At 42.3% G+C, this 23,242-nt stretch carries 19 protein-coding genes and 1 pseudogene; 17 read left to right on the top strand and 3 right to left on the bottom strand.

What is annotated here, in order from left to right; genetic code table 11:
* The first annotated feature begins 16 nt into the window (after positions 1 to 16).
* The 16 genes and pseudogenes from ADJ67_01490 to ADJ67_01565 all read left to right on the top strand — a co-directional run bounded on the left by ADJ67_01490 (position 17) and on the right by ADJ67_01565 (position 18,007).
* Positions 17 to 1,018, top strand: coding sequence for an AIR synthase (locus ADJ67_01490; GenBank protein ID AKT46506.1), 1,002 nt, complete (start codon positions 17 to 19; stop codon positions 1,016 to 1,018).
* A 266-nt stretch (positions 1,019 to 1,284) separates the two neighbouring features.
* Positions 1,285 to 2,358: pseudogene (locus ADJ67_01495) on the top strand (DNA polymerase III subunit gamma/tau).
* 689 nt (positions 2,359 to 3,047) lie between these two features.
* Positions 3,048 to 3,407 carry a nucleoid-associated protein gene (locus tag ADJ67_01500; protein AKT47620.1) on the top strand — a complete coding sequence of 120 codons (360 nt, stop codon included), beginning with the start codon at positions 3,048 to 3,050 and terminating at the stop codon, positions 3,405 to 3,407.
* Between the two features lie 11 nt (positions 3,408 to 3,418).
* On the top strand, positions 3,419 to 4,018 hold the full coding sequence (locus tag ADJ67_01505; protein ID AKT46507.1) for a recombinase RecR: 600 nt from the start codon (positions 3,419 to 3,421) through the stop codon (positions 4,016 to 4,018).
* A gap of 349 nt (positions 4,019 to 4,367) precedes the next feature.
* Positions 4,368 to 5,768, top strand: a complete 1,401-nt coding sequence (locus ADJ67_01510) for a sodium:calcium symporter (GenBank protein ID AKT46508.1) — start codon at positions 4,368 to 4,370, stop codon at positions 5,766 to 5,768.
* 29 nt (positions 5,769 to 5,797) lie between these two features.
* Positions 5,798 to 7,216, top strand: a complete 1,419-nt coding sequence (locus ADJ67_01515; protein AKT46509.1) for a sodium:calcium symporter — start codon at positions 5,798 to 5,800, stop codon at positions 7,214 to 7,216.
* 189 nt (positions 7,217 to 7,405) lie between these two features.
* Entirely contained in the window at positions 7,406 to 7,690 is a 285-nt protein-coding gene (locus ADJ67_01520; GenBank protein ID AKT46510.1) for an ArsR family transcriptional regulator, read from the top strand.
* Positions 7,674 to 8,315 (top strand): hypothetical protein, encoded by a 642-nt coding sequence (locus tag ADJ67_01525; GenBank protein ID AKT46511.1) that lies wholly within the window; start codon positions 7,674 to 7,676, stop codon positions 8,313 to 8,315. The genes ADJ67_01520 and ADJ67_01525 overlap by 17 nt, the downstream gene beginning before the upstream one ends.
* A 53-nt stretch (positions 8,316 to 8,368) precedes the next feature.
* Entirely contained in the window at positions 8,369 to 9,010 is a 642-nt protein-coding gene (locus ADJ67_01530) for a hypothetical protein (GenBank protein AKT47621.1), read from the top strand.
* A 296-nt stretch (positions 9,011 to 9,306) separates the two neighbouring features.
* Positions 9,307 to 10,521 carry a dihydroorotase gene (locus ADJ67_01535; protein ID AKT46512.1) on the top strand — a complete coding sequence of 405 codons (1,215 nt, stop codon included), beginning with the start codon at positions 9,307 to 9,309 and terminating at the stop codon, positions 10,519 to 10,521.
* 59 nt (positions 10,522 to 10,580) lie between these two features.
* On the top strand, positions 10,581 to 13,754 hold the full coding sequence (locus ADJ67_01540) for a carbamoyl phosphate synthase large subunit (protein ID AKT46513.1): 3,174 nt from the start codon (positions 10,581 to 10,583) through the stop codon (positions 13,752 to 13,754).
* Between the two features lie 99 nt (positions 13,755 to 13,853).
* Positions 13,854 to 14,585, top strand: a complete 732-nt coding sequence (locus tag ADJ67_01545; protein AKT46514.1) for a dihydroorotate oxidase — start codon at positions 13,854 to 13,856, stop codon at positions 14,583 to 14,585.
* Positions 14,579 to 15,490 carry a dihydroorotate dehydrogenase gene (locus tag ADJ67_01550; GenBank protein ID AKT46515.1) on the top strand — a complete coding sequence of 304 codons (912 nt, stop codon included), beginning with the start codon at positions 14,579 to 14,581 and terminating at the stop codon, positions 15,488 to 15,490. The genes ADJ67_01545 and ADJ67_01550 overlap by 7 nt, the downstream gene beginning before the upstream one ends.
* Positions 15,490 to 16,218, top strand: coding sequence for an orotidine 5'-phosphate decarboxylase (locus tag ADJ67_01555; GenBank protein ID AKT46516.1), 729 nt, complete (start codon positions 15,490 to 15,492; stop codon positions 16,216 to 16,218). The genes ADJ67_01550 and ADJ67_01555 overlap by 1 nt, the downstream gene beginning before the upstream one ends.
* Positions 16,219 to 16,250: 32 nt before the next feature.
* Entirely contained in the window at positions 16,251 to 16,883 is a 633-nt protein-coding gene (locus ADJ67_01560; protein AKT47622.1) for an orotate phosphoribosyltransferase, read from the top strand.
* Positions 16,883 to 18,007 (top strand): aspartate carbamoyltransferase, encoded by a 1,125-nt coding sequence (locus ADJ67_01565; GenBank protein AKT46517.1) that lies wholly within the window; start codon positions 16,883 to 16,885, stop codon positions 18,005 to 18,007. The genes ADJ67_01560 and ADJ67_01565 overlap by 1 nt, the downstream gene beginning before the upstream one ends.
* Before the next feature lie 346 nt (positions 18,008 to 18,353).
* On the opposite strand, the gene ADJ67_01570 is transcribed toward ADJ67_01565, so the two are convergent.
* The 3 genes from ADJ67_01570 to ADJ67_01580 form a co-directional block, all read right to left on the bottom strand.
* Complete coding sequence (locus ADJ67_01570) at positions 18,354 to 19,574, bottom strand: hypothetical protein (protein ID AKT46518.1); 1,221 nt, start codon at positions 19,572 to 19,574, stop codon at positions 18,354 to 18,356.
* A gap of 45 nt (positions 19,575 to 19,619) precedes the next feature.
* Positions 19,620 to 20,852, bottom strand: coding sequence for a hypothetical protein (locus ADJ67_01575; GenBank protein ID AKT46519.1), 1,233 nt, complete (start codon positions 20,850 to 20,852; stop codon positions 19,620 to 19,622).
* A 122-nt stretch (positions 20,853 to 20,974) separates the two neighbouring features.
* The gene (locus tag ADJ67_01580; protein ID AKT46520.1) at positions 20,975 to 22,159 is read right to left on the bottom strand and encodes a hypothetical protein; all 1,185 of its coding nucleotides are present in this window, start codon (positions 22,157 to 22,159) and stop codon (positions 20,975 to 20,977) included.
* A gap of 271 nt (positions 22,160 to 22,430) precedes the next feature.
* Between ADJ67_01580 and ADJ67_01585 the strand changes: the two genes are divergently transcribed.
* Positions 22,431 to 23,240, top strand: a complete 810-nt coding sequence (locus ADJ67_01585) for a hypothetical protein (protein AKT46521.1) — start codon at positions 22,431 to 22,433, stop codon at positions 23,238 to 23,240.
* Positions 23,241 to 23,242: the final 2 nt, after the last annotated feature.

A 23,242-nucleotide genomic window follows, 5' to 3' on the forward strand; every position in this document is an offset into this window, starting at 1 on the left:
TCTCAGGAGGGAAAGAATGCTTCCGGTTGGAAAACTCGATAGCGATGTGCTTAAGAGGATAGTAATAGACAAAATTAAATACAAAAGCGAGGATGTAAAGGTCAGAGCAGGCGTTGGTGAGGACTGTGCTGTTGTAGGCTACGGTGACTACGATTGCGTGATTTCAACAGATCCAATAACATCGTCAATAAACGATGTTGGTAGGCTTTCAATTCATATCTCATGTAACGATATTGCAAGCAATGGCGTGCAGCCAATTGCCATAACTCTTGCGGTGATGCTTCCGAAAGGGACTACTGAAGATGATGTTGAGAAGATAATGGCGCAGGCGGCAAAAAGTGCCGAAGATGTCGGAGTCGAGATTGTTGGTGGACATACAGAAATAACCGAAGCGGTAAACCAGCCTGTTATAGTATCTACAGCATTTGGTAAGGTTGTGGCGGGTGAATCTCAGTCGGCATCGGATATGCGCGCTGGAGATGTCATTTTGATGACCAAACAGGCAGGCCTTGAAGGAACTGGTATAATCTGCTCAGATTACGAGGAAGAGCTATCCAATGTCTTAAGTTCTGATGAGCTTGCAGAGGGTAAGCTCATGCTTGATGATGTAAGCGTCGTAAAGGAAGGCGTAATCGCAGGCAAGATTGGAACTCACGGTATGCATGATGTCACAGAAGGTGGTATTCTCGGTGCAGTATGGGAAATGTGCAATATAAGCAAGCTTGGTGTTTTGCTAGATGAAGATAAGATTGCAGTTAGCAAAGTGACCGAAAAAGTTTGTGAGTATTTTTCCGCTGACTGGAAGAGACTTATTTCAAGTGGCTGCATGATAATCGTAGCGAGCCCCGAAAAAGCTGATGATATATGCGCTGAACTATGTCATAACGGCGTTATGGTCAGCAAGATCGGTAGAGTTACAGGGGCTGATGAAGGCCTAATGCTAAAGAAATCAGATGGAAATATAGAAGAAATTGATCCTCCTAAAACAGATGAACTCTACAGAGTTACAGGCAGGTAAAGGAATTCGCTCACAAAATCGTGGACTAAGCCAAAGTTGAATTGACATAAGTTCACAAACAACATATAATATAGGGTAGTTTTATATCGCCCTTTAATAGCTTCGTTTGGCATGGTTTGGGTCCTGCGCAATAGGACGCCGTGAACCTTGTCAGGTCCGGAAGGAAGCAGCAATAAGCGGAAGCTCTTATGTGCCGCAGATAAGCCTTCTTCATCGTCACGCGGAGCTATCAAAGGGCGATTTTTATTTTGTTAGGAGCCTTCAGAATGTATAAAGCGCTTTATCGCACCGAAAGGCCAGAGACCTTTGATGAGGTTATAGGCCAGGAACACATAGTGCGTGTTTTGAAAAATCAAATAGCAAGTAACACCATAGGACATGCTTATCTGTTTTGCGGTACGAGAGGTACGGGTAAAACGACTATGGCAAGACTCCTTGCAAAGGCCGTGAACTGTACTTCAGATGGTGAAAAACCTTGTGGTTGTTGTGATAACTGCCTTTCTATCAAAGCTGGGACCTTCATAGATATGATAGAGATAGATGCAGCGTCAAACAATGGTGTAGAGAGCGTTAGAGAAATCAGGGATAGTGTAAATTATCCTGCTTCCGTAGGAAGACGCAAGGTCTATATCATAGACGAGGTGCACATGCTTTCGACGGCTGCGTTTAACGCTTTGCTCAAGACTCTTGAGGAGCCGCCTGAGGGAATCATGTTCATACTTGCGACTACAGATCCGCAGAAACTTCCGCAGACAATACTCTCAAGGTGTATGAGGTTCAATTTCAGACGTGTTTCCGAAAACCAGCTCGCAGGACAGATGAAGGCAATTTGCGAAAAGAGGGGTGTGGAAATCACAGATTCTGCACTTAAACTTCTTGCAGCGAATGCTGATGGTTCTGTCAGAGATGGTCTATCTTTGCTCGATCAGTGCCTAGCAGGAAGCGACAAGGTTTTAGATAGAGAGACTGTGCTAGAGTTTCTCGGAACCGTATCAGAGGGATTCTTCCTAGAGCTGACCGAAAAGGTTTGCGTTCGCGACACCTCTGGGGCATTACTTCTATTAGATGAAGTTCTTGCCGAGGGGAAGGATGTTAAGCAGCTACTTAATGACTGGATGGCACATTATAGATCACTTTTGATAGCAAAGTATATCAAAGATGCAGAGAATCTACTGAATATGTCCAGTGAGAACATAGAAAAGCTAAAGAGACAGAGTCAGGGGATGGATCTTGCTACAATAAATAGCTCGATTTTGACACTGGCAAATACGATAAACGATGCGAGATACTCTACTCAGCCAAGAACTCTTATGGAGCTTGCAATAGTAGTTCTTGCAAATGGTATAAGGGATGGAGGAGCAGCGCCTACTGCTTTTATTGAAAGCACGCCTAGTTCTCCAATACAAAAATCTAGTAAGCAGATAAAGGATAGGACGGCGGCTAAACCTAGCGAGCCCGAAAAGCTACAAGCTGAGATTCCATCAAAGTTTGAGTCTAGCGAAACACAGGAGATTCCTCCATGGGAGGATTTTGATGAAGGAGCAAGGCCAGAGGCTTCGCAGGAAGTACAGGATTCAGAACTTGAGGTGAAAGCACAGGTAGCTACGCAGCCTAAGGTAGGCCAAGATAACATATCAAGTAGCACGGGTTCATCTTACGAGATGGATGAGCTTTGGGAAAGAGTTTGGGATAGACTTCCTGAACACGGAAGCATTTCCATGGTTCGTATGAACACAAGTCTTGCTGGTATAAATGAAAGAGAATTTAAGGTAATCGCTTGCAGTGATTTTGTAAGGGGTTTAGCCGAAAAGAATACAGAAATTATTACAAAGGCCGTGGCAGCTGAGGTCGGAAGACCGCTAAAGATGATTTTGAGGAGTGCAAATGATACAGCTGATCTAGAAGAGACCGCTGTAAAAGCTGCTGATTCTAGCAAGGATGAGGAAGCGAAGAAAATCGCTGAAGCGCTCGAAAGTTCATTTAACATTAAGCCACGAATCGAATAGGAGGAACAGATATGGGAAAAGGTATGAGAGCAGGAAAGAAGTCTAAGCCAAAGATGCCAGGAGGCGGTGGCGGCGGAAGCATGCAGCAGCAGATTGCTCAGGCACAGGCTATGCAGAGACAGCTTGCTATGATTCAGTCAGAGCTTGAGGAAAAAGAGTTCACAGCTACGGCAGGTGGTGGTGCAGTTTCCGTAACAGCAAATGGCAAGAAGGAACTTACTGCTTTGAATTTTGATAGGGACGTTGTGGATCCAGATGATGTGGAAATGCTTCAGGACCTTGTAATGGCTGCAGTTAATGAGGTTATGCGTCAGATTGATGAGGCTTCAGAGACAGAGATGAGCAAGGTTACGGGAGGTCTAAACATCCCGGGACTTATGTAGGAGCCTAAGAGATGGCACAGTATCCGCGTCCGCTAGGACGATTGATTGGAGAACTTTCAAAGCTTCCAGGCATCGGTGGGAAGACAGCTCAGAGGCTTGCCTTTCATATTTTGTCGCTTGATGATAATGAAGCAAAGGCGCTTGCTGATTCCATAGTTGCAGCAAAGAACTCTATGCGTTACTGCTCGATTTGTGGAAATTTGACGGAAAGTGATCCGTGTCCAATCTGTAGTGATAAGAACAGAAGGCAGGATGTTATTTGCGTAGTTGAGAATCCTCGCGATGTAATTGCCATGGAGAGAATCCGTGAGTTCAATGGTCTATATCATGTTCTTCACGGCTCTATTTCACCTATGGACGGAATAGGCCCTGAGGACATAAATCTCAAGTCGCTCATTATGCGCCTAAAGGATGAGGGAATCAAAGAGATTATACTTGCGACAAACCCAACCATCGAAGGTGAGGCGACTGCTATGTACATTGCTAGATTGGTTAAGCCTATTGGGGTTAAGGTGAGCAGAATTGCAAATGGGATCCCTATTGGTGGCGACTTAGAGTATGCCGATGAGGTTACTCTTCTCAAGGCTCTAGAGGGCAGAAGAGAGATTTAGTAAAGGCTGAAATATTAGCAAATTTATATGAAGCTTATTGCAGAATTAAGGGAGTTTATAGCTCCCAAAAAGTCAATTATGCGATATGCTTCTTTTTTATTTTATTAACATTAAATTTACTCATTATTAAAGGTATAATTTGTGATAAAACACAAATTATATTATATCAAATTTAGGTATTGACACAAAGATTGTGAAAATATATAATGGGACAAGATTCTTTTTTTAAGGATCAATAAAATTCGTTGGTGTTTTTGCAAAGAGTTTGTGATGGCTCGGATTAGAGCCTTGGAAGGGTTTATGAGTTCAAACTTTTATGGAAAACACAGGTAAAAATTGGAGGTTTCTAATGGACAATATTGAAAAGAGAGGAAAGTTTAAGTCGAACTTCGGATTCCTTATGGCATCTATCGGCTCTGCCGTAGGTCTAGGTAATCTTTGGGGTTTTCCATATAAGATGGGAAAAGGCGGCGGCTTTGCCTTTTTGCTCTTATATGTTGTCATGGTAGTTTGTATCGGATACTGCCTTATGATTGGAGAGTTTGCCATAGGCCGTAAATCGCGAAAGGCTCCAGTAGGTGCATACAAGGCTATTAATAAGAAGTTTGCCTTCAATGGTTGGTTTGCAACACTTACACCGTTCTTCCTATTGCCGTTCTACACAGTGCTTGGTGGCTACTGTATCAAGTACCTTGTAGCTAACTTTGGTGATATTTTAGGTGTTTCATGGGGTGTAGGCGAAAGGGCAAGTGAGCAGTTTTTCGGACAATTCATTTCTAATACTACACAGTCAATAATATTTACGCTATTATTTATGCTCATGACATTCGTAATTGTAACAATGGGAATTGGCGGAGGTATCGAGAAGTTCTCGGTAGTGGCTATGCCAGCGCTTTTTGTAATGCTTATTGTCGTAGTTATTAGAAGCATTACGCTACCTGGAGCATCTGAAGGACTTGCCTTCATGTTCAAGCCTAATTTCGAGGTATTCAAGGGAACAGGCTGGATCAGTGTCCTAGCTTTAGCGGGGGGGCAGCTATTCTTTTCGCTTTCACTTGCAGCGGGATGCCAGATTGCTTACGGTTCATACCTTGATGACAAGGAAAATCTAGAGCGCAATGCTTTTATCGTTCCAGTTGCTGATATGCTTGCAGCTATTCTAGCAGGTGTAGCAACTATCCCTGCGGTATTCGCATCTGGACTTCAGCCCGCACAGGGCCCAAGCATGCTATTTGTAACTCTTCAGATGGTATTCAAGTCAATGGGCGCAGCAGGACCATGGTTTGCAACAGCGTTCTATCTACTAGTGTTCCTTGCAGCACTTTCTAGCTCAATCGCTATGCTAGAAGGCGGAGTTGCATCTTTCATCGATATGAATATCGAAAAAGGCAAGGAGCCAGGAAGAGGAAAAATAACTGCTATAGTTTGTATCATTACATCATTAGGCGGACTACTAGTAGCAGCAGATGGACTTGGAACAGGTGGCCTTAAGCACCTATTTGGCTTTGAGACATGGCTAGAGACATTTGATCTATTCGGCGAAGGACTTTTGATGCCACTTGGAGGATTTTTCATGGCCATATTCCTCGGATGGTGCTACCCAACATATATTGATGACGAAATACAGAAGGGTAGCAGTTATAAGAGCAAGAATTTCGTGCACATTTGCTTAAAGTACATAGCACCGGTATTCATGCTTTTCATTCTGCTCGGACAGATAGATTCATTCTTTAAACTAGGATTGTTTTAGCAATAGATGAAATATAGGAGAAATATCACATGGAGAATCAAAACGAAAAGGGACAGTGGGGCAGTAGGTTCGGCTTTCTAATGGCTGCGATAGGCTCTGCTGTTGGACTAGGAAACCTTTGGAAGTTTCCTTATGTAATGGGTAAGGGTGGCGGATTTGCCTTCTTGTTCATATATCTAATAATGGTAGCATTAGTAGGTGTAGTAATTTTGCTTTCAGAGCTAGCTCTCGGTAGAAAGACAGGTAAGGGCGTTATCGCAGCCTATAGAGGAATCAGCCAAAAGTACACTTTCATCGGATGGATGTCATGGATTTCGCCAGTGCTAATCTTGGGCTTTTATTCGATGCTTGGAGGCTACTGCATCAAATATACAATAGCAAACATCGGTGACTTCTTTGGCGCTTCATGGGGTGTAAATGGGGCTGATTCTGCAGCTTTCTTTAAGGGCTTTTACACAGACCCTGTTCAGACAGTTGCATTCACAGTAATATTCGTATTCCTGACAGTTTTAATCACAAGTGTAGGAGTATCCAAGGGAATAGAGAAATTCTCAGCTATAGCTATGCCAGCGCTCTTTGTAATGCTTTGCATAGTTATCGTAAGAAGTGTAACCCTACCAGGTGCATCTGAAGGACTTGCGTTTGTTTTTAAGCCTAACTTTGATGTATTCAAGGGAACAGGCTGGATAAGCGTGCTAGCTAGCGCTAGTGGACAGATGTTCTTCTCACTATCGCTTGGTATGGCTATCATGGTTACGTACGGTTCTTATATGAAGAAGAACGAGGATCTACAGGAGAATGCAGTTATAATCCCTATCGCAGATACGCTAATTGCAGTGATGGCTGGTGTTGCAATCATGCCTGCAGTATTTGCTTCAGGTCAGGATCCAGCAGCTGGTCCTGGACTTCTATTTATCACACTTCAGACAGTGTTCTCAGCTATGGGTTCGCTCGGTCCGGTGTTTGGAACACTTTTTTATGGACTTGTATTCATAGCAGCAATAACTTCATCCATATCGCTCGTTGAAGCAGTAAGCTCAGCTATTATGGATAGAGCAATCGAGAAGAACAAACCAGTTAATAGAACTAAGATAAGCCTTGCAGTAGGTGTCTTCATAGCTCTAGAGGGAGCTCTTGTAGCAGTTGACTCGCTAGGAGAGAGTAGTCTTCCACATCCACTAGGACTTGGTTCCTTGCTTGACTTTTTTGATTTATTCTCAGAGGGTATATTTATGCCTATAGCGGCACTACTTACAGCTGTAATCTTTGGATGGATTAAGCCAGGCTGGCTCGATGCAGAAATCGAAAATAAGGGAACGGACAATGAGAAGAAGTTTAAAATGAAGGGCTACTACCAGTTCTGTCTAAAATGGATAGTTCCACCGATCATGATTCTCGTGTTAGCCGGACAGATGGACAGCTTCTTCGGCTTAAATTTGTTTAAATAAATAAAGTTAAGATAAACACTATATATAAGATGGCTCAGCATATGCGGGGCCATTTTTTATTGCATCAAAGCAAGAAGATGAATAAAACTATTTAGAAAATTTTCTAAATAGCTATTGACTTTTGTATTTGATAGGACTATATTCTATTTAGATAATTATCTAAATAATAGAAAGGAAGGTGGTTGGAGTATGGCTTTTGCTGAGACCTTTAAGGCTTTATCAGATCCAGAAAGAAGAAAAATTCTAGAGCTTCTTAAAGCAGGGCCCATGTCCGCAGGTGAGATAGCATCAAATTTTGATACAACTGGAGCAACCATTTCATATCACCTGAAGGTGCTTAAAAAGGCAGATCTGATATTTGAGACTAAAGAAAAAAACTATATCTACTATCAATTAAACGTATCTATTCTGGAAGAAGTTATGCTTTGGATAACAAATTTGAAGGAGGACGGATCAAATGTTAGTAAGGGATAGAAGAACCACAATTTTGACAAGTATATTGATTTTGCTACCTTTATTAGCAGGATTGCTATCATGGAATAAACATGCAAGCAGTATCGCTTTTTCGGTAGATTTAAATTTTATGACCGTAGACTTTAGCGATAAATTTATGGGAGTTATCGTAATGCCACTTGCAGTTCTATTTTTCCATTTGCTTTTGGCAATACAATTATCTAAGTCACCAAGTAGGAAGGCTATTGGAAAGATGTATACTCTCATCATATGCGTAGATCCATTAATATCTATATGGATATCGTATATTATATATCCATATATTTTAGGAATTAAAATAGATCCGTCCTTACTTACGGACCTATTGGTCGGTGTATTTCTCATAACTGGTGGAAATTATTACCCTAAGATCAAAAGAAATGGTGCTTTAGGGATGAAGTTTCCATGGACATGTGCAAATGAAGAAAACTGGAATAGAACCCATCATCTAGCTGGAATCCTATATATGTTATTAGGAATGTATACGATTATGAGAAGGTTTATACATCTGCCTGATAGCCCAGCGATTATAGGTATTGCTATACTTCTAGTGATTATAGTTTCGGCGGGATACTCATATTTCCTACATGTTAAAAAGAATTTATAAATCCTTTACGTTGTGGATAACGAATTTGAAGGAGGACGGATCAAATGTCAAATATGAAGACGAATAAAAAGACTTTAATTCTGACAAGTATTGTTATATTACTACCTATTTTAGTAGGAATGCTGCTTTGGAATAAGCTTCCTGATTCTATGGCTGTACATTTTAATTTTGATAATGAAGCAGATGGCTATAGAGAAAAATGGTTTGCAGTTATAATAGCGCCATTTATTCTATTAGCAGTGCATCTAATTATGGCAATGATAATAGCTGCAGATTCTCGCAAGAAAAATATCAGTAGCAAAGTTTATCGGATTAATATGTGGATTCTTCCATCTTTATCATTAGCCTTGACTGCCGTTATCTATATATATAATCTAGGGATACATTTTAATATTAGTTTGTTTTTAGGCATATTTTTAGGAATTACATACATAATCATAGGAAATTACCTACCTAAGACTAGGCAGAATTATACCATCGGTTGTTTACTACCGTGGACATATGCTAACGAGGAAAATTGGAATAAAACTAATAGGCTAGCAGGTGTGATAAATATAATTATAGGCATTCTAGTAATTATAAATGCAGCTATAGGAATGTTTGATATTTTCTATAGCTTCCTTGCGGCTGTGCTTATAGGAAATCTGATTCCATTAGGATACTCATACTTTCTACATGTTAAAAAAGGTCTGTAAAATGCCAAATAAAATATATCATAATCAGCAAGATAAAGCTCAGAGAAATCTGGGCTTTTTTAGTCCGAATTACTTCGAAATTATTGACATTAAAATGCTTTTGTGTTAGTATTTCTATAATCTTTAATACGATACAGAGAGATCGGCAAGATTGGAATATATATACTCATAACGTGCCCTGTGCATGATGTTTTTGTATACTCACCTTGTCGTCGGCAAGGTTTTTTTATTGCAAGACGAAGGGTTTGTTTCAAAATAGAATATATTCCAAGGGTTAGGAATCGAAAGGAAGACCAATGACTCTAAATAACACAAAGCTATATATGCTAAATAAAGAAGAAGTAATAGAAGCTGTAGAAAAGACTGCTGATAGTAGCCTTAACTGCGAGCTTTTTGATGATTCTCGCTACGCTATTTTTCCCGGTTTTTGCGATGTGCATGTGCATTTTCGTGAGCCGGGTTTTTCATATAAGGAAACTATAGGAACGGGAAGCAGGTCGGCAGCTGCAGGCGGATACACAGATGTTTGCACAATGCCAAACCTAAAGCCAGTGCCAGACAGTTTGCCACACCTTAAACAGCAGCTAGATATCATCAAAAGAGATGCAGTAATAAATGTTCATCCTTACGGAGCTATAAGCGTTGAAGAAAAGGGTGAGAAGCTTGCGGATATGGAAGCTATGGCGCCTTATGCAATTTCGTTTTCTGATGATGGAAGAGGAATTCAGGACGAGTCTCTCATGAGAGAGGCTATGTATCAGGTGAAAGAGCTAGGTAAGATTTTAGTAGCACACTGCGAGGTGGAGAGCCTAGTTAAAGGCGGATATATTCACGATGGTGAGTATGCACGGCAGAATAATCACCTTGGAATCTGCAGCGAGAGTGAATGGCGTGAGGTTGAGCGTGATATCAAGCTGGCTGATGAGACAGGATGCCCGTTCCATGCCTGCCATATTTCTAGTAAGGAGAGCGTTGAGCTCATAAGAGATGCAAAGAAGAGCGGCGTGGATGTTACATGCGAAACAGCACCTCACTACTTGATAATGAATGACATGGGCCTAAAGGAAGATGGCTGGTATAAGATGAATCCTCCGATCAGATCAAGACAGGATCAGGAGGCTTTGATAGAAGGAATCCTAGATGGAAGCGTGGATATGATTGCAACTGACCATGCGCCCCATACCCTAGATGAGAAGAACAAGGGGCTTAAGGATAGCTACTTCGGTATAGTTGGTCTAGAAACTGCGTTTCCACTGCTATATACGAAGCTAGTGCTTGAGGGAGTTTTGAGCTTAGAGCAATTGATAAAGCTTATGACTAAGGCTCCGCGTGAGCGCTTTGGAATAAAGAGAGCGGCTTCTGACTTTACAATCTTTGATCTTGAGAAGGAATATGAGATTCGCTCAGATGAGTTCCTGACAAAGGGAAGAGCGATGCCTTTTGAGGGAGAAAAGGTTAAGGGACAGTGCATGCTTACGCTCTGCAACGGCAAGATAGCATATTGCAGATAATAGCATGGCAAACTAGAGAGTAAATAATTCAAATTCATATATATTTTTGGAGGTATAAAATGGCAAAGAGAACAGATATCAAAAAAGTACTTATCATCGGTTCAGGTCCTATCGTAATCGGACAGGCTGCTGAATTTGACTACGCGGGCACACAGGCTTGCCTAGCGCTCAAGGAAGAGGGCTACGAAGTAGTTCTAGTAAATTCAAACCCTGCAACTATAATGACGGATACGACGATAGCGGACAAGGTTTACATGGAGCCTTTGACACTGGAATATGTGGCAAAGATTCTTCGTTACGAAAGACCAGACGCAATTCTTCCTGCCATAGGCGGACAGACAGGACTAAATCTTGCCATGCAGCTAGACAGAAAGGGCGTGCTTAAGGAGTGCGATGTAAAGCTTCTAGGAACGAGCATCAGAAGTATTGAACGAGCTGAGGACAGAGAGCTATTTAAGGAACTCTGTCAGTCAATTGGAGAGCCAACAATCCCATCAGAAATCACCTATAATCTAGATGAGGCTAAGGAAGCGGCTAAGAAGATTGGATATCCAGTAGTTTTAAGACCTGCATTCACACTCGGCGGAACAGGCGGCGGTTTTGCTCATAATGAAGAGGAGCTAGACGAGCTTGGAACAAATGCTTTTAAGCTATCACCGGTTCATCAGGTTTTGATAGAAAAGAGTGTTAAGGGATACAAGGAGATTGAGTTTGAGGTAATGCGTGACTCTGAGGACAATGCGATTACCATCTGCGGAATGGAAAACATTGACCCTGTGGGTGTGCACACCGGAGATTCTATGGTTGTAGCACCAATCATGACTCTTTCAGACCACGACCTAAAGATGCTAAACGACAGTGCTATAAAGATTATAAGAGAACTTGAGATTGAAGGTGGTTGTAACGTACAGTTTGCTCTAGATCCTAACTCGAGCAAGTACTTCTTGATAGAGGTAAACCCACGCGTATCTCGCTCATCAGCTCTTGCATCAAAGGCCAGCGGATATCCAATTGCTAGGGTTACAGCAAAGATTGCTATGGGAATGCTCCTTAAAGATATAGAGGTAGCAAATACAACAGCTGCTTTTGAGCCAGTGCTCGACTATGTTGTTGCAAAGCTTCCAAGATTCCCATTTGATAAGTTTGCTAGCGCATCAAATGAGCTAGGTACTCAGATGAAGGCAACTGGTGAGGTTATGGGTATAGGTTCAAACCTTGCAGAGTGTCTTCTCAAGTCAGTTCGCTCACTTGAAATCGGTGTTGACCATTTCAGAATGAATAAGTTTGTTGAGATGTCAAATGAGGACATGCTCGAGTACATAAAGACATTTAGAGACGATGCAATCTTTGCAGTTTGTGAGCTTCTAAGAAGAGATATAGATGTTTCAACTATTGCTAAAATCACGATGATTACGCCATACTTTGTAGAAACATTTGCAGATATGGTTAAGATGGAGAGAAAGCTTGCAGAAAACAAGGGCAATATGGATGTACTTCTTGAGGCAAAGAAGATGGGCTTTGGAGACATCGAAGTTGCTAGACAGTGGGGCATGGAAGAGCTTGATGTTTTCAAGTTAAGATGGGAAAACAGAATGCTCCCTGTTTATAGAATGGTAGATACATGCCACACAGGAGCATATATCCCATACTTCTATTCATCATATAGCGGAAAGAACGATTCCATAGTAACCGATAAGAAGAAAATCTTCGTGCTAGGTGCTGGTCCTATAAGAATTGGACAGGGTGTAGAGTTCGACTACTCGACAGTTCACGCAGTTCAGACCATAAGAAAAGAAGGCTATGAGGCTATTATCATAAACAATAACCCTGAGACTGTTTCAACAGACTACACAACGGCTGATAAGCTCTATTTTGAGCCTTTGACACCTGAAGATGTTATGAACATAATCGCTCTTGAAAATCCAGAAGGAGTTATCGCTTCACTAGGTGGACAGACAGCTATTAATCTAGCCCAGCCACTAGAGGATAGAGGTGTTAAGATTATCGGAACTGACTGCGAGGCTATCGAAAGAGCTGAGAACAGAGACAGCTTTGAAAGAGTTCTCGTAGATCTAAATATTCCACAGCCAAGAGGAAAGGCTGTAACAGATATCGAAGAGGGTATCAAAACTGCAGAGGCTGTTGGATATCCAGTACTTGTAAGACCAAGCTTTGTTCTTGGCGGAAGAGCTATGCAGATAGTTGCAGATGAAAATCAGCTCAGACACTATCTAAAGACTGCAGTAGAAATAGACAATGACAAGCCAGTTCTAGTAGATAAGTACATCCAGGGCAAGGAAGTTGAAGTAGATGCAATCTGCGATGGCAGAGATGTTTTCGTCCCAGGTATAATGGAGCTCGTTGAGAGAACAGGTATTCACTCAGGAGACTCAATCAGCGTATATCCTACTTTTAGCATATCCGATAAGGTTAAGGGAATCATCCTTCAGTATGCGAAGAAGCTAGGACTAGGCATTGGAATCATAGGACTTTATAACATTCAGTTCATCGTAGATGAAGAGGAGAATGTATTTATCATCGAGGTTAATCCGCGCTCATCAAGAACCGTACCTTTCCTATCAAAGGCAACTGGATATAGCCTTGCAGACATTGCGACAGAGGTTATATTGGGCAAGAGCCTCAAGGAGCAGGGATTCTTTGATATCTATCCTGAGGAGAAGAAGAGATACTATGTAAAGGCACCTGTATTCTCATTCAACAAGATAAAGGGACTAGATGCTTACCTCTCACCTGAGATGAAGTCTACTGGTGAGGCAATCGGATACGATAACAAGCTAAACAGAGCGCTATATAAGGCGCTTCAGGCTTCGGGAATGCACCTTCAGAACTACGGAACTGTATTTGCAACGATTGCTGATAAGGATAAGGATGAGGCACTTCCTTTGATAAAGAGATTCTATAACCTAGGATTCAATATTGAGGCAACTGAGGGAACTGCTCTTTACTTAAAGGAAAATGGAATCAGAACGAGAATGCTGAGAAAAATCAGTGAGGGAAGCCACGAGATACTAGATTCAATACATCAGGGCCACATGGCATATGTTTTGAATACTAAGGATATCGGCTCATTCGGACAGGAGAGCGATGGTCACAAGATTAGACGTTCAGCAACGGAAAACAATGTAACCATGCTAACTTCACTGGATACAGTTAGAGTTCTGCTCGATGTACTTGAGGAAATGACACTGACGATTTCAACGATAGATGCGTAATTACACTCCTTGATGAAAATATGAGGGTCTTAGGGGTGCGGTGGCGTGCCCCTAGGAAGACCCGATATATGCAAGATCAAAGAGTATATGAGGTATAAAATGCAGCAAAGGATTTTGAAGATAGTCGAAAACAAGAAGCTAAGCGAGGGCATTTATAGAATGAGACTCGCAGGCGATGTTTCGGCTATAACAGCTCCAGGACAATTTATAAATATCAAGCTCAAGGGATTTTTCCTACGCAGACCGATTTCAATCTGCGACCTCGGAGAGGACGAGCTGACTATAATATACAAGATAATGGGTAGAGGAACAGCTAAGCTCAGCGAGTATGAGGCCGGCGAGGAGCTAGACGTTCTCGTTGGGCTAGGCAATGGATATTCGCTTTCGGAGGCTGGAGGCGAGCCGCTTTTGATAGGCGGAGGTGTCGGTATTCCGCCCCTTTACCTTCTTGCGAAGAGGCTGGTTTCAGAGGGGAAGAAGGTAAAGGTTCTGCTTGGTTTCAACAAAGCTGAGGATATGTTCTATGTGGACGAGTTCTCAAAGCTTGCTGATGAGCTTGTAATTACGACAGCTGATGGAAGCTACGGAATTAAGGGCTTTGTTGATAAGCCTATCGCAGATATAAAGCACAGCTATATCTACACTTGTGGTCCTGAGGCGATGCTAAAATCCGTATATGCTGCAAGTCCCGGAAGCGGACAGTTTAGCTTTGAGGAGAGAATGGGCTGCGGCTTTGGTGCTTGCATGGGTTGTTCATGTAGGACTTTGACAGGTAATAAGAGAATCTGTAAGGAAGGTCCTGTTATGAGAAAGGAGGAAATACTGTGGTAAATACAAAAGTTAAGCTTTGCAGCATAGAGATTGATAACCCGGTAATTCCTGCTAGTGGAACCTTTGGATATGGATATGAGTTCGCAGAGATATATGATATAAACATACTCGGAAGCTTTTCATGTAAGGGAACGACAGGCGAGGAAAGGTTTGGTAACCCTACTCCTAGAATTGCTGAGACCGAAGGCGGAATGATTAACTCCGTAGGTCTTCAAAACCCTGGTGTTGATAGGGTAATATCAGAGGAACTTCCGAAGTTAAGGGAATGCTTTGATAAGAAAATTGTAGCGAATGTAAGCGGATTTTCAATAGACGAATATGTAGAGACTGCGGGAAAGATGGCTGTTCAGGATGAGGTAGGATGGCTTGAGATTAACATCAGCTGCCCAAATGTTCACGGCGGCGGAATGTCCTTTGGTACTGATGCTTCATGTGCTGCTGATGTGACAAGAGCGGTTAAGAGAGTGAGTGATAAACCAGTTATTATGAAGCTCTCGCCGAATGTAACTGATATTGTGGAGATTGCAAGGGCTTGTGAGGATGCTGGTGCAGATGCGGTTGCTTTGATAAATACTCTGCAAGCTATGAGACTAGACCTTAAGACTAGAAAGCCTGTACTTGCAAATGTCATGGGCGGTCTTTCGGGAAGCGCGGTATTTCCAGTAGCTCTAAGAATGGTATACCAGGTCGCTAAAGCTGTTAAGATTCCTGTAGTAGGCATGGGTGGAATAACTACAAGTGAAGATGTGCTTGAGATGATGATGGCAGGTGCAACGGCTGTAGAGGTTGGTGCAGCAAATTTGGTTAATCCTTTTGCATGTAAGGAAATCATTGAAGGTTTACCTTCTGCTATGGAAAAGTACGGAATAAAAGATTTGAATGAAATAATAGGAGCGGCGATTTAATGGGAAGAGATGTAATAATAGCATGTGATTTTTCAAGCAAGCGTGAGACCTTAGATTTTCTAGAGAAATTCGGGGAGCTTCGTCCCTTTGTTAAGATAGGCATGGAGCTTTACTATGCTGAGGGACCTGATATGGTCAGGGAGCTAAAAGCTAGAGGGCACAAGGTATTCGTCGACCTAAAGGTTCATGACATACCTAATACTGCGGCAAGTGCGATGAGAGTCTTAGGTGGACTAGGCGCAGACATTGTCAATGTACATGCAGCTGGAACAAAGAGAATGATGGAGGCTGCTAAGGCTGGACTTGAGGAAGGCTACGAGAGCTTCTGTGAAAGAGAAGGAAAGAAGGCTGATAAGCCACTTCTGATAGCGGTAACTCAGCTTACATCTACAGATGAAGAGGCCATGAAGCACGACCTTTTGATAGAAAAGCCACTTGTTGATGTTGTCTTACACTATGCTAAGATGACTAAAGAGGCTGGTCTTGACGGCGTTGTCTGCTCTGCTCAGGAGGCTGAGGGAATACACGGCGCGTGCGGAGATGATTTTGTAACTGTAACTCCGGGAATTCGCTTTGCTGATTCACAAAAGGGAGATCAGAAGCGAGTTATGACACCTGCTGAGGCTAATAAAATCGGCTCTGACTACATAGTTGTGGGAAGGCCTATTACTCAGGCTGAGGACGTTGTTTCAGCATACGAGAGATGCTGCAAGGAGTTTATCGGATAGATATAGGAAGTGAGGAAGAAATGAGCAAAGTTATGAGAGAAAAAGATGTAGCAAAGGGCTTGCTTTCAATCAAAGCGGTTTTCTTTAGACCAGATGAGCCATTTACATGGGCGAGCGGCATCAAAAGCCCAGTTTACTGTGATAATAGACTTACGCTAACAGCACCAGAGGTTAGAACTTTGATAGAAAACTCCATCGCAGATGTAATCAGGGAAGAGTATCCTGAGGCTGATGTAATTATGGGAACTGCAACAGCAGGGATCGCTCATGCGGCTATAGCAGCTCACATTCTTGGACTTCCTATGGGCTATGTTCGCTCTGGGGCAAAGGATCACGGCAGAGGAAATCAGATAGAGGGTCAGCTTAACAAGGGTGATAAGGTTGTAATAGTTGAAGACCTAATCTCAACTGGAGGAAGCGTTATCGATGCGGCTACAGCTCTTAGAAACGCAGGCGCAGAGGTTCTTGGAATCGTGAGCATTTTCACCTACGGAATGCAGAAGGGTCTAGATAGACTGGCTCAGGAAAATCTAAAGAATATTTCACTGACAAACTTTGATGTAATCAGCGAGGTTGCCGTAGACGAAAGCTACATAAGACCAGAGGATAGGGAAAGACTTATTGCTTTCAGAAATAATCCAAGCGACGAAGGATGGATAAAATAATGATGGATTTAAAGTTTTCAGATGCTTTAATATCAAATGAAAAACCAAGGAGTCTCATAGACATTGACGAGCTTAGCGTTGAAGAACTCGATGCCATGATCAAAAAAGCTTGCGACATTATGGAAAACCCGGTAAAGTACAGAAATGCCTGTGAAGGAAAGAAGCTTGCGACACTTTTCTACGAGCCGTCGACAAGGACAAGGCTTTCATTTGAGGCAGCGATGATGGAGCTAGGCGGAAATGTTTTAGGCTTTTCATCGGCTTCAAGTGCTTCTGTATCAAAGGGCGAAAGCGTTTCGGACACAGCAAAGGTGATTAGCTGCTATGCAGATATAATCGCAATGAGACATCCATACGAGGGAGCGCCTCTTGTCGCAGCAGAAAGTGCTTCAATTCCACTTATAAATGCAGGAGATGGCGGTCACGCACACCCAACACAGACCCTTGCAGATCTTTTGACCATATATAGGGAGCACGGCAGACTCGATAATATGGTTATCGGCCTATGTGGTGACCTAAAGTACGGAAGAACTGTGCATTCCTTGATAAAGGCGATGATAAGATACGAAGGGGTTAGCTTTGTTCTCATATCACCTAAGGAGCTTTCGCTTCCAGCGTATATAAAGACAGAGGTTTTAGAGAAAAATAATGTGCCTTTTGTTGAAACGACATCCCTAGAGGAGGCTATGCCAAAGCTTGATATACTCTATATGACGAGGATTCAGAGGGAGCGTTTTGATGACCTTGATGAGTACGAAAGACTCAAAGATAGCTATGTTTTGACAAGAGCAAAGCTAGCTAGCGCTAAGGAAAGCATGAGCGTTCTGCATCCGCTACCTAGGGTAAACGAAATAAGCGTTGATGTTGACGATGATCCGAGAGCGTGCTATTTTAAGCAGGCGCTATATGGAAAGTTTATGAGGATGTCGCTTATTTTGACACTTCTTGAGGGAAGTGCAGGAACTCTTAGAGATAAGACTGTGGCGCAGGATGATAAGGGCTGCAAATGCGGAAATCCTAAGTGCATTTCCCAAATCGAGCAGGAACTTCCTCAGCGTTTTAAGACCGGAGCAAATGGGGAAATACGCTGTGCATATTGCGACAATTTGATAGAGAGAAATTAATCTGTTGTATTTTGCTTTTTAGAAGGTATAATGGTATTAACAGCGATATTGTTAGTTAAAGACTTATAAGTGAGGAAAGGAATTGAGATGAAGCTTAAGAATATTTTTAAGAAAAAGGATAAACCAAATCAAAGCCGTTCCGTGTTAGATACTATGGTACCGGCAGCGAATAACCACAGCACGGCGAGAAGAGCCGGAGACAGCATTGCAAGTCAGAAGAATAAGATCAGAGTAGAAGATAAATAGAGGGGTATTTTATTTTCTGATAATCCGCTTTTGACAGCATATATTGATGACGAAAAAACCGATGAGAATGGGGTACCAAAATCATCGGTTTTGTTTTGCTCTATTTTCTTATCTTGTCTAGGAATTTCACTAGTGGGCTAAGGGTTTTGGTGAATGAACCACCTAGCAGGATTAGATTTCCGCCAAAGCTCTTTTTGAAATTATAGTTGCCTGTTGAGTTTATAGCCTGATCTGTCTCTATTGTGCCGTAGAAGTTGTATCTAGGGTAGCCGTTCATGTGGGCGTATTTTATCATTTCCCAGTTTAGCATAGTTGCACCACCTAGATGCATGTACTCGGCATAGGAACCGCCAAAGAGGAAGATTACCTCATCTCCGTAGCACATGAAGAGGTAGGATGAAAGGTTTACCGTAGGTGTAGTGATATTCAGCGCTTCAAACTCTCTTTTACGCTTCTGGTAGCTTCCTAGCTGGTCCTTGGCATCGGTGATGAGACCCTTGGTCTTCTTGGATTGTCCTCTTTCTGATAGCTCTGCGATTCTGTTCTCAAACAAAGCGATGTTATCATCGAGATATTTTGTGTACTCCTCACAGTCGATATATGCTTTTAGGAACTTGGCATTTTCGCCAAATTCAGCCTTAATCGTCTCAAAATATTCAAGTGGCTGGATGAAGAAGCTCTTTCGTTCGGATGTCTTCTCGAGTATGTCGTAGAACTCAGGAAGCTCATCCATGTTTAGCTCCTTGATTCTGATGTGAGATTCCTTGTATTTCTTGATGCTTCCTCTGAGCGAGCTGTAAAAGCTCTTGTATATATCTTCGGCATCAGTAAACTGCTCAAGTCTCTTGACAAAAATCTGGTCGATTGAGCCAGAACCTGTGCGATCAATGGTTCTATTGAAACCGAGATCACATATCATATCAAAAAGATCCTTGTTCTTCTCTTCCTCAACCTCTAGTTTATCGTTATATATGAGATTTTCTATTGAGGAATGAAACTCTAGAATTTGCGCCTTTTTCTTAACATAGAGCTCAATAGCTGATATAACAGCCTTGACGAGCACAAGATCGCTATAGTCCATCAAAGGGCCCTGATATATGCATGCCTTCTTGAAAAACTTCATGTGCGGTCTATATGTTATAATACTCTGTCCTATAAGCCTATCTCCATCGGTGATTTCGACGGCTTCAAGACCCACATAGCTTCCCATCCCAAGCTGAGTACGTGCAAAGGCTGCGCTCTGCATGAAATCAGACCTACTGAAATCAAGCTGTCTTTGCTCGAATTTCTCTAAGCTTATTTGTGTGACTTCTATTGACATATTTTCTCCTTTTGAATAAGGTGTTAACCGTGTATTTGTCAGTGACTAATGAGCCTTTCTGACGCGTTTTATCAAAGAAAGTATAGGATTTACATTCTTAATGAAGCTTCCTAGCAAAATCTGCAAGTTGCCTCCAAAATTTTTCTTGAAGTGGTAATTTCCTTTGGCCTTTGTAATCTGGTCGGTTTCTATAGTTCCATGGAAATTATATCTTTCGTAGCCATTCTCAAAAGCATACCTAATCATCTCCCAGTTGATGAGAGTTGAACCTCCGAAATTGAGGTATTTCTCGATAGAACCACCACTCATTATGATTACCTCTTTGCCGTAGCATACGAGGACATATGATGAAAGAAGGACAATATCTTCGCTTATACCTAGCTTTTCGTAGTCCTCTTTGCGCTTGATAAAGCTTCTAAGTCTATCGTTTGCATCGTTTAGCTGACCCTTGGTTTTCTTGGTCTGTGCCTGCTGATTTAACTCTGCAATCTTATCCTCGAACATGCTTATATTAGAAGCAATATAGTTTTCGTATTCCTTGCAATCTAGGAATGCTCCCATAATCTTAGCCTTGTCACCGAAGTTTTTCTTAAGAAGAACGTAGTATTCTTCGGTCTGAAGTGCGAAACTCTTGCGCTCTGCTGTCTCAGAATAGACTCTGTAGTAGTCGCCTATTTCGCTTTCATCCATTTCGCGAACCTTTACGCATGACTCAGAGAATTTTTTGATACTACTTCTGAACGCGCTTGATAGCTCCTTTGAAATCTCATCAAAGGAAGCGTAGCCCTTGAGGGACTTAACGAAAATCTGGTCTATGGATTCAGCGCAGCTTCTGTCTACAAAGTTTTTGAATGAGAGTTCATCAAATGCTAACTTAACGTGTTCATTCAGCGTTTCCTCTGTTTCTAAGGCGTCATTAAGAACAAAATGAACTAGAGGTGGATTTATCCTTATCTCATCGCACTTCTTTCTCATGTAAGCTTGAAGTGCAGAGAAGACTTCCTTGAGCTCATCTTTGCTCATGGATGAGTAATCGAGAAGTGGTCCGTTTAGGATGCAGGCTTCCTTGAAAAACCTGAATATGCTCCTGTAATTTATAATGCTCTGGCCTATGAACTGACCGTCCTTAAGAATCTTTACAGTTTCGGTATCTAAATAAACAGCTCTTGCGCTCTGGCATAAAGCCATCTCCGCAGACTGCTGAAAATTCATACAGTCAAAGTCGTACTGCCTGCTTGCAAATTCTTCAATTGTAATGGGTTTAATTTCTATTGACATATATTTTCTCTTTAAAACTTAAATTATACTCAATATAAAATTATATCACTCTGAGATATGCTTGTACATAAAAACTTAAGCTATCAGAAGTGGTCTAGCTAATCAAAAGAGCTGAACTTTGATTAAAGCAATCTGAGTACTGAGCAGGTCTCAACCGCAATTCCGACCTTCATTGCTTCCTCGCTAGGAGCAAGGTGCTCGTTGTGCAGAGGATAGCTATCTTCGTTTTCTGGAGTGACACCAATATTGAAATAGCAGCTATCTGCAGCCATGGCGAAATAGGCGAAATCATCAGCGCCAAGGCTAGGCTCAGGCATTATTGCAATTGCCTCATCTCCGTAAAGCTCTCTAGCAACACCTTCGACAAGCGCGCATACTGAATCGCTATTAATCAAAGCAGGATATCCATCATTGTGCCAATATATATCAGCGCTTCCACCATAGGCAGCGCAAATACCATCAACAATCTGAGCAAACTTATTTCTGATTGAATCCATAACGGCAGGTTCAAGGGCTCTCATGGTTCCTCTGAGCTTTGCGGTTCCTGCGATTACATTAGGAGCTTCGCCTGCCTGAAACTTACCTATTGTCACGATTACAGGTGTCGTCGGTGCGTTAAATCTAGAGGATATGGTCTGAACTGATGTGACGATGTTGCTTGCCATAACTATCGCATCGACACCTCCCTCAGGGTGAGCACCGTGGCATCCCTTGCCGTTTACAGTAAGCTCAAATTCCTGAGTCGCCGCATTCATAGGACCGTACTTTAGAACCACAGTGCCAGCTTTGTAGTTAGGATCTATGTGCAGGGCTATGACCTTATCGACCTTAGGATTCTCCATGCAGCCTGCTTCAATTAACTGCTTAGCTCCTCCGATGGTTTCCTCTGCTGGCTGGAAAAATAGCTTCACAGCGCTGTCATTTGCATTTATCTCAGGCTCAAGCTCCTTGAGGAGCATGGCCGTACCAAGTAGGATAGCTGTGTGCATATCGTGTCCGCAGGCGTGCATAACGCCTTCTACCTTTGATGCGTAAGGAAGCCCGGTGTTTTCACATACTGGAAGAGCATCCATATCTGCTCTAATTCCAACAGCTCTAGAACCATGACCGATTTGGGCAACAACACCATATCCTGCGATACCGCTCTGGTAGCTTATGCCGTGCTCATCTAAAACCTTGCAAACAAGTGCTGAGGTTTCTTTCTCTTGCTGGCTTAGCTCAGGATTTTCGTGAAGCTGCCTTCTAATTTTTACAATCTCTGGGTAGATGCTATCAACCTTTTCTTTTACATTAAAATTGACATTCATATCTATATGGCTGAGGGCGAGCCCTCGCTCCTTTCTGCATTATGTAATAGCGATTTTACCGCCTAGATTATTTGTTTAATTATACCCTTTGAGCAAGGTATTTTCAAGCTGAGAAGATAGGCAGATGAGCTGGCATATCAAAGTTAAATATCAGCGTGCATACATTAGGGGAAACGGTTCTATAAGATTAATTTTTATGGTAGAATATCGCTAAGGGCATGAGCCCAAACCCAAGAAAAATTAATTTTGATATAACATATAGGAGGACAAGATGAGAGTATACATAAGTGCAGATATAGAAGGCGTTACAAATGTAACTGACTGGACAGAGACAGAGAGAATTGGCGGAACTGGATACGAGTGGGCCTGCGAGCAGATGACTAGAGAGGTCTCAGCTGCCTGTCTTGGAGCGCTAGAAGCAGGAGCAGATGAAGTAGTTGTTAAGGACAGCCACGACAGTGCACTAAACCTAATTCCTGACAAGCTTCCAAGGGGGGTTAAGCTTATCCGCGGATGGGCGGCTTCGACAGACTCGATGATGGCTCTTGTGGATAGAGACTTCGACCTTGCTTTCATGGTCGGATACCACTCAGAGGGATATAGCAACAAGAACCCGTTAGCTCACACAATGACATATGCGAGACTAATGGCGACAAAGCTAAACGGCAAGCTTATATCAGAGATGGACAATAATGTTTTGATATGTGCAAACCATGGTGTTCCAATTGGACTAATTGCTGGGGACAAGGCCCTTTGCGATAAGGCAGAGGCAGAACTTCCTGGCGTTTGCGTGGCTGCAGTCAAAGAAGGAATTGGCGGAGCTACTTTCAGCCTTCATCCGCTAGATGCTTGTGATTTGATTAAGGCACAGGCATATGAGGCAGTTAAACGCCTGCAGAAGGGTGAAATTAAGTGCATAGATATGCCTGAGCATTTTGAACTAGAGTTTATGTTCAAGGAGCACAAGGATGCTAGCAATGCAGCAAACTATATCGGAGCAGAGCTAGTAGATGCACATACGGTGGTTTATAGGTGTGATAGCTTCAAGGAATACATTACAGCCTATGACTTCATGCACTAGGG

It is taken from the genome of Eubacterium sulci ATCC 35585 (assembly GCA_001189495.1).
Lineage (GTDB): Bacteria > Bacillota > Clostridia > Peptostreptococcales > Anaerovoracaceae > Eubacterium_B > Eubacterium_B sulci.

Coding starts and splice junctions, on each gene's coding strand:
- ADJ67_01510 (AKT46508.1), top strand. CDS start 4,368: ATGGACAATATTGAAAAGAGAGGAAAGTTTAAGTCGAACTTCGGATTC.
- ADJ67_01490 (AKT46506.1), top strand. CDS start 17: ATGCTTCCGGTTGGAAAACTCGATAGCGATGTGCTTAAGAGGATAGTA.
- ADJ67_01570 (AKT46518.1), bottom strand. CDS start 19,574: ATGTCAATAGAAGTCACACAAATAAGCTTAGAGAAATTCGAGCAAAGA.
- ADJ67_01575 (AKT46519.1), bottom strand. CDS start 20,852: ATGTCAATAGAAATTAAACCCATTACAATTGAAGAATTTGCAAGCAGG.
- ADJ67_01555 (AKT46516.1), top strand. CDS start 15,490: ATGGGAAGAGATGTAATAATAGCATGTGATTTTTCAAGCAAGCGTGAG.
- ADJ67_01560 (AKT47622.1), top strand. CDS start 16,251: ATGAGAGAAAAAGATGTAGCAAAGGGCTTGCTTTCAATCAAAGCGGTT.
- ADJ67_01505 (AKT46507.1), top strand. CDS start 3,419: ATGGCACAGTATCCGCGTCCGCTAGGACGATTGATTGGAGAACTTTCA.
- ADJ67_01540 (AKT46513.1), top strand. CDS start 10,581: ATGGCAAAGAGAACAGATATCAAAAAAGTACTTATCATCGGTTCAGGT.
- ADJ67_01545 (AKT46514.1), top strand. CDS start 13,854: ATGCAGCAAAGGATTTTGAAGATAGTCGAAAACAAGAAGCTAAGCGAG.
- ADJ67_01500 (AKT47620.1), top strand. CDS start 3,048: ATGAGAGCAGGAAAGAAGTCTAAGCCAAAGATGCCAGGAGGCGGTGGC.
- ADJ67_01520 (AKT46510.1), top strand. CDS start 7,406: ATGGCTTTTGCTGAGACCTTTAAGGCTTTATCAGATCCAGAAAGAAGA.
- ADJ67_01530 (AKT47621.1), top strand. CDS start 8,369: ATGAAGACGAATAAAAAGACTTTAATTCTGACAAGTATTGTTATATTA.
- ADJ67_01580 (AKT46520.1), bottom strand. CDS start 22,159: ATGAATGTCAATTTTAATGTAAAAGAAAAGGTTGATAGCATCTACCCA.
- ADJ67_01565 (AKT46517.1), top strand. CDS start 16,883: ATGATGGATTTAAAGTTTTCAGATGCTTTAATATCAAATGAAAAACCA.
- ADJ67_01585 (AKT46521.1), top strand. CDS start 22,431: ATGAGAGTATACATAAGTGCAGATATAGAAGGCGTTACAAATGTAACT.
- ADJ67_01525 (AKT46511.1), top strand. CDS start 7,674: ATGTTAGTAAGGGATAGAAGAACCACAATTTTGACAAGTATATTGATT.
- ADJ67_01535 (AKT46512.1), top strand. CDS start 9,307: ATGACTCTAAATAACACAAAGCTATATATGCTAAATAAAGAAGAAGTA.
- ADJ67_01515 (AKT46509.1), top strand. CDS start 5,798: ATGGAGAATCAAAACGAAAAGGGACAGTGGGGCAGTAGGTTCGGCTTT.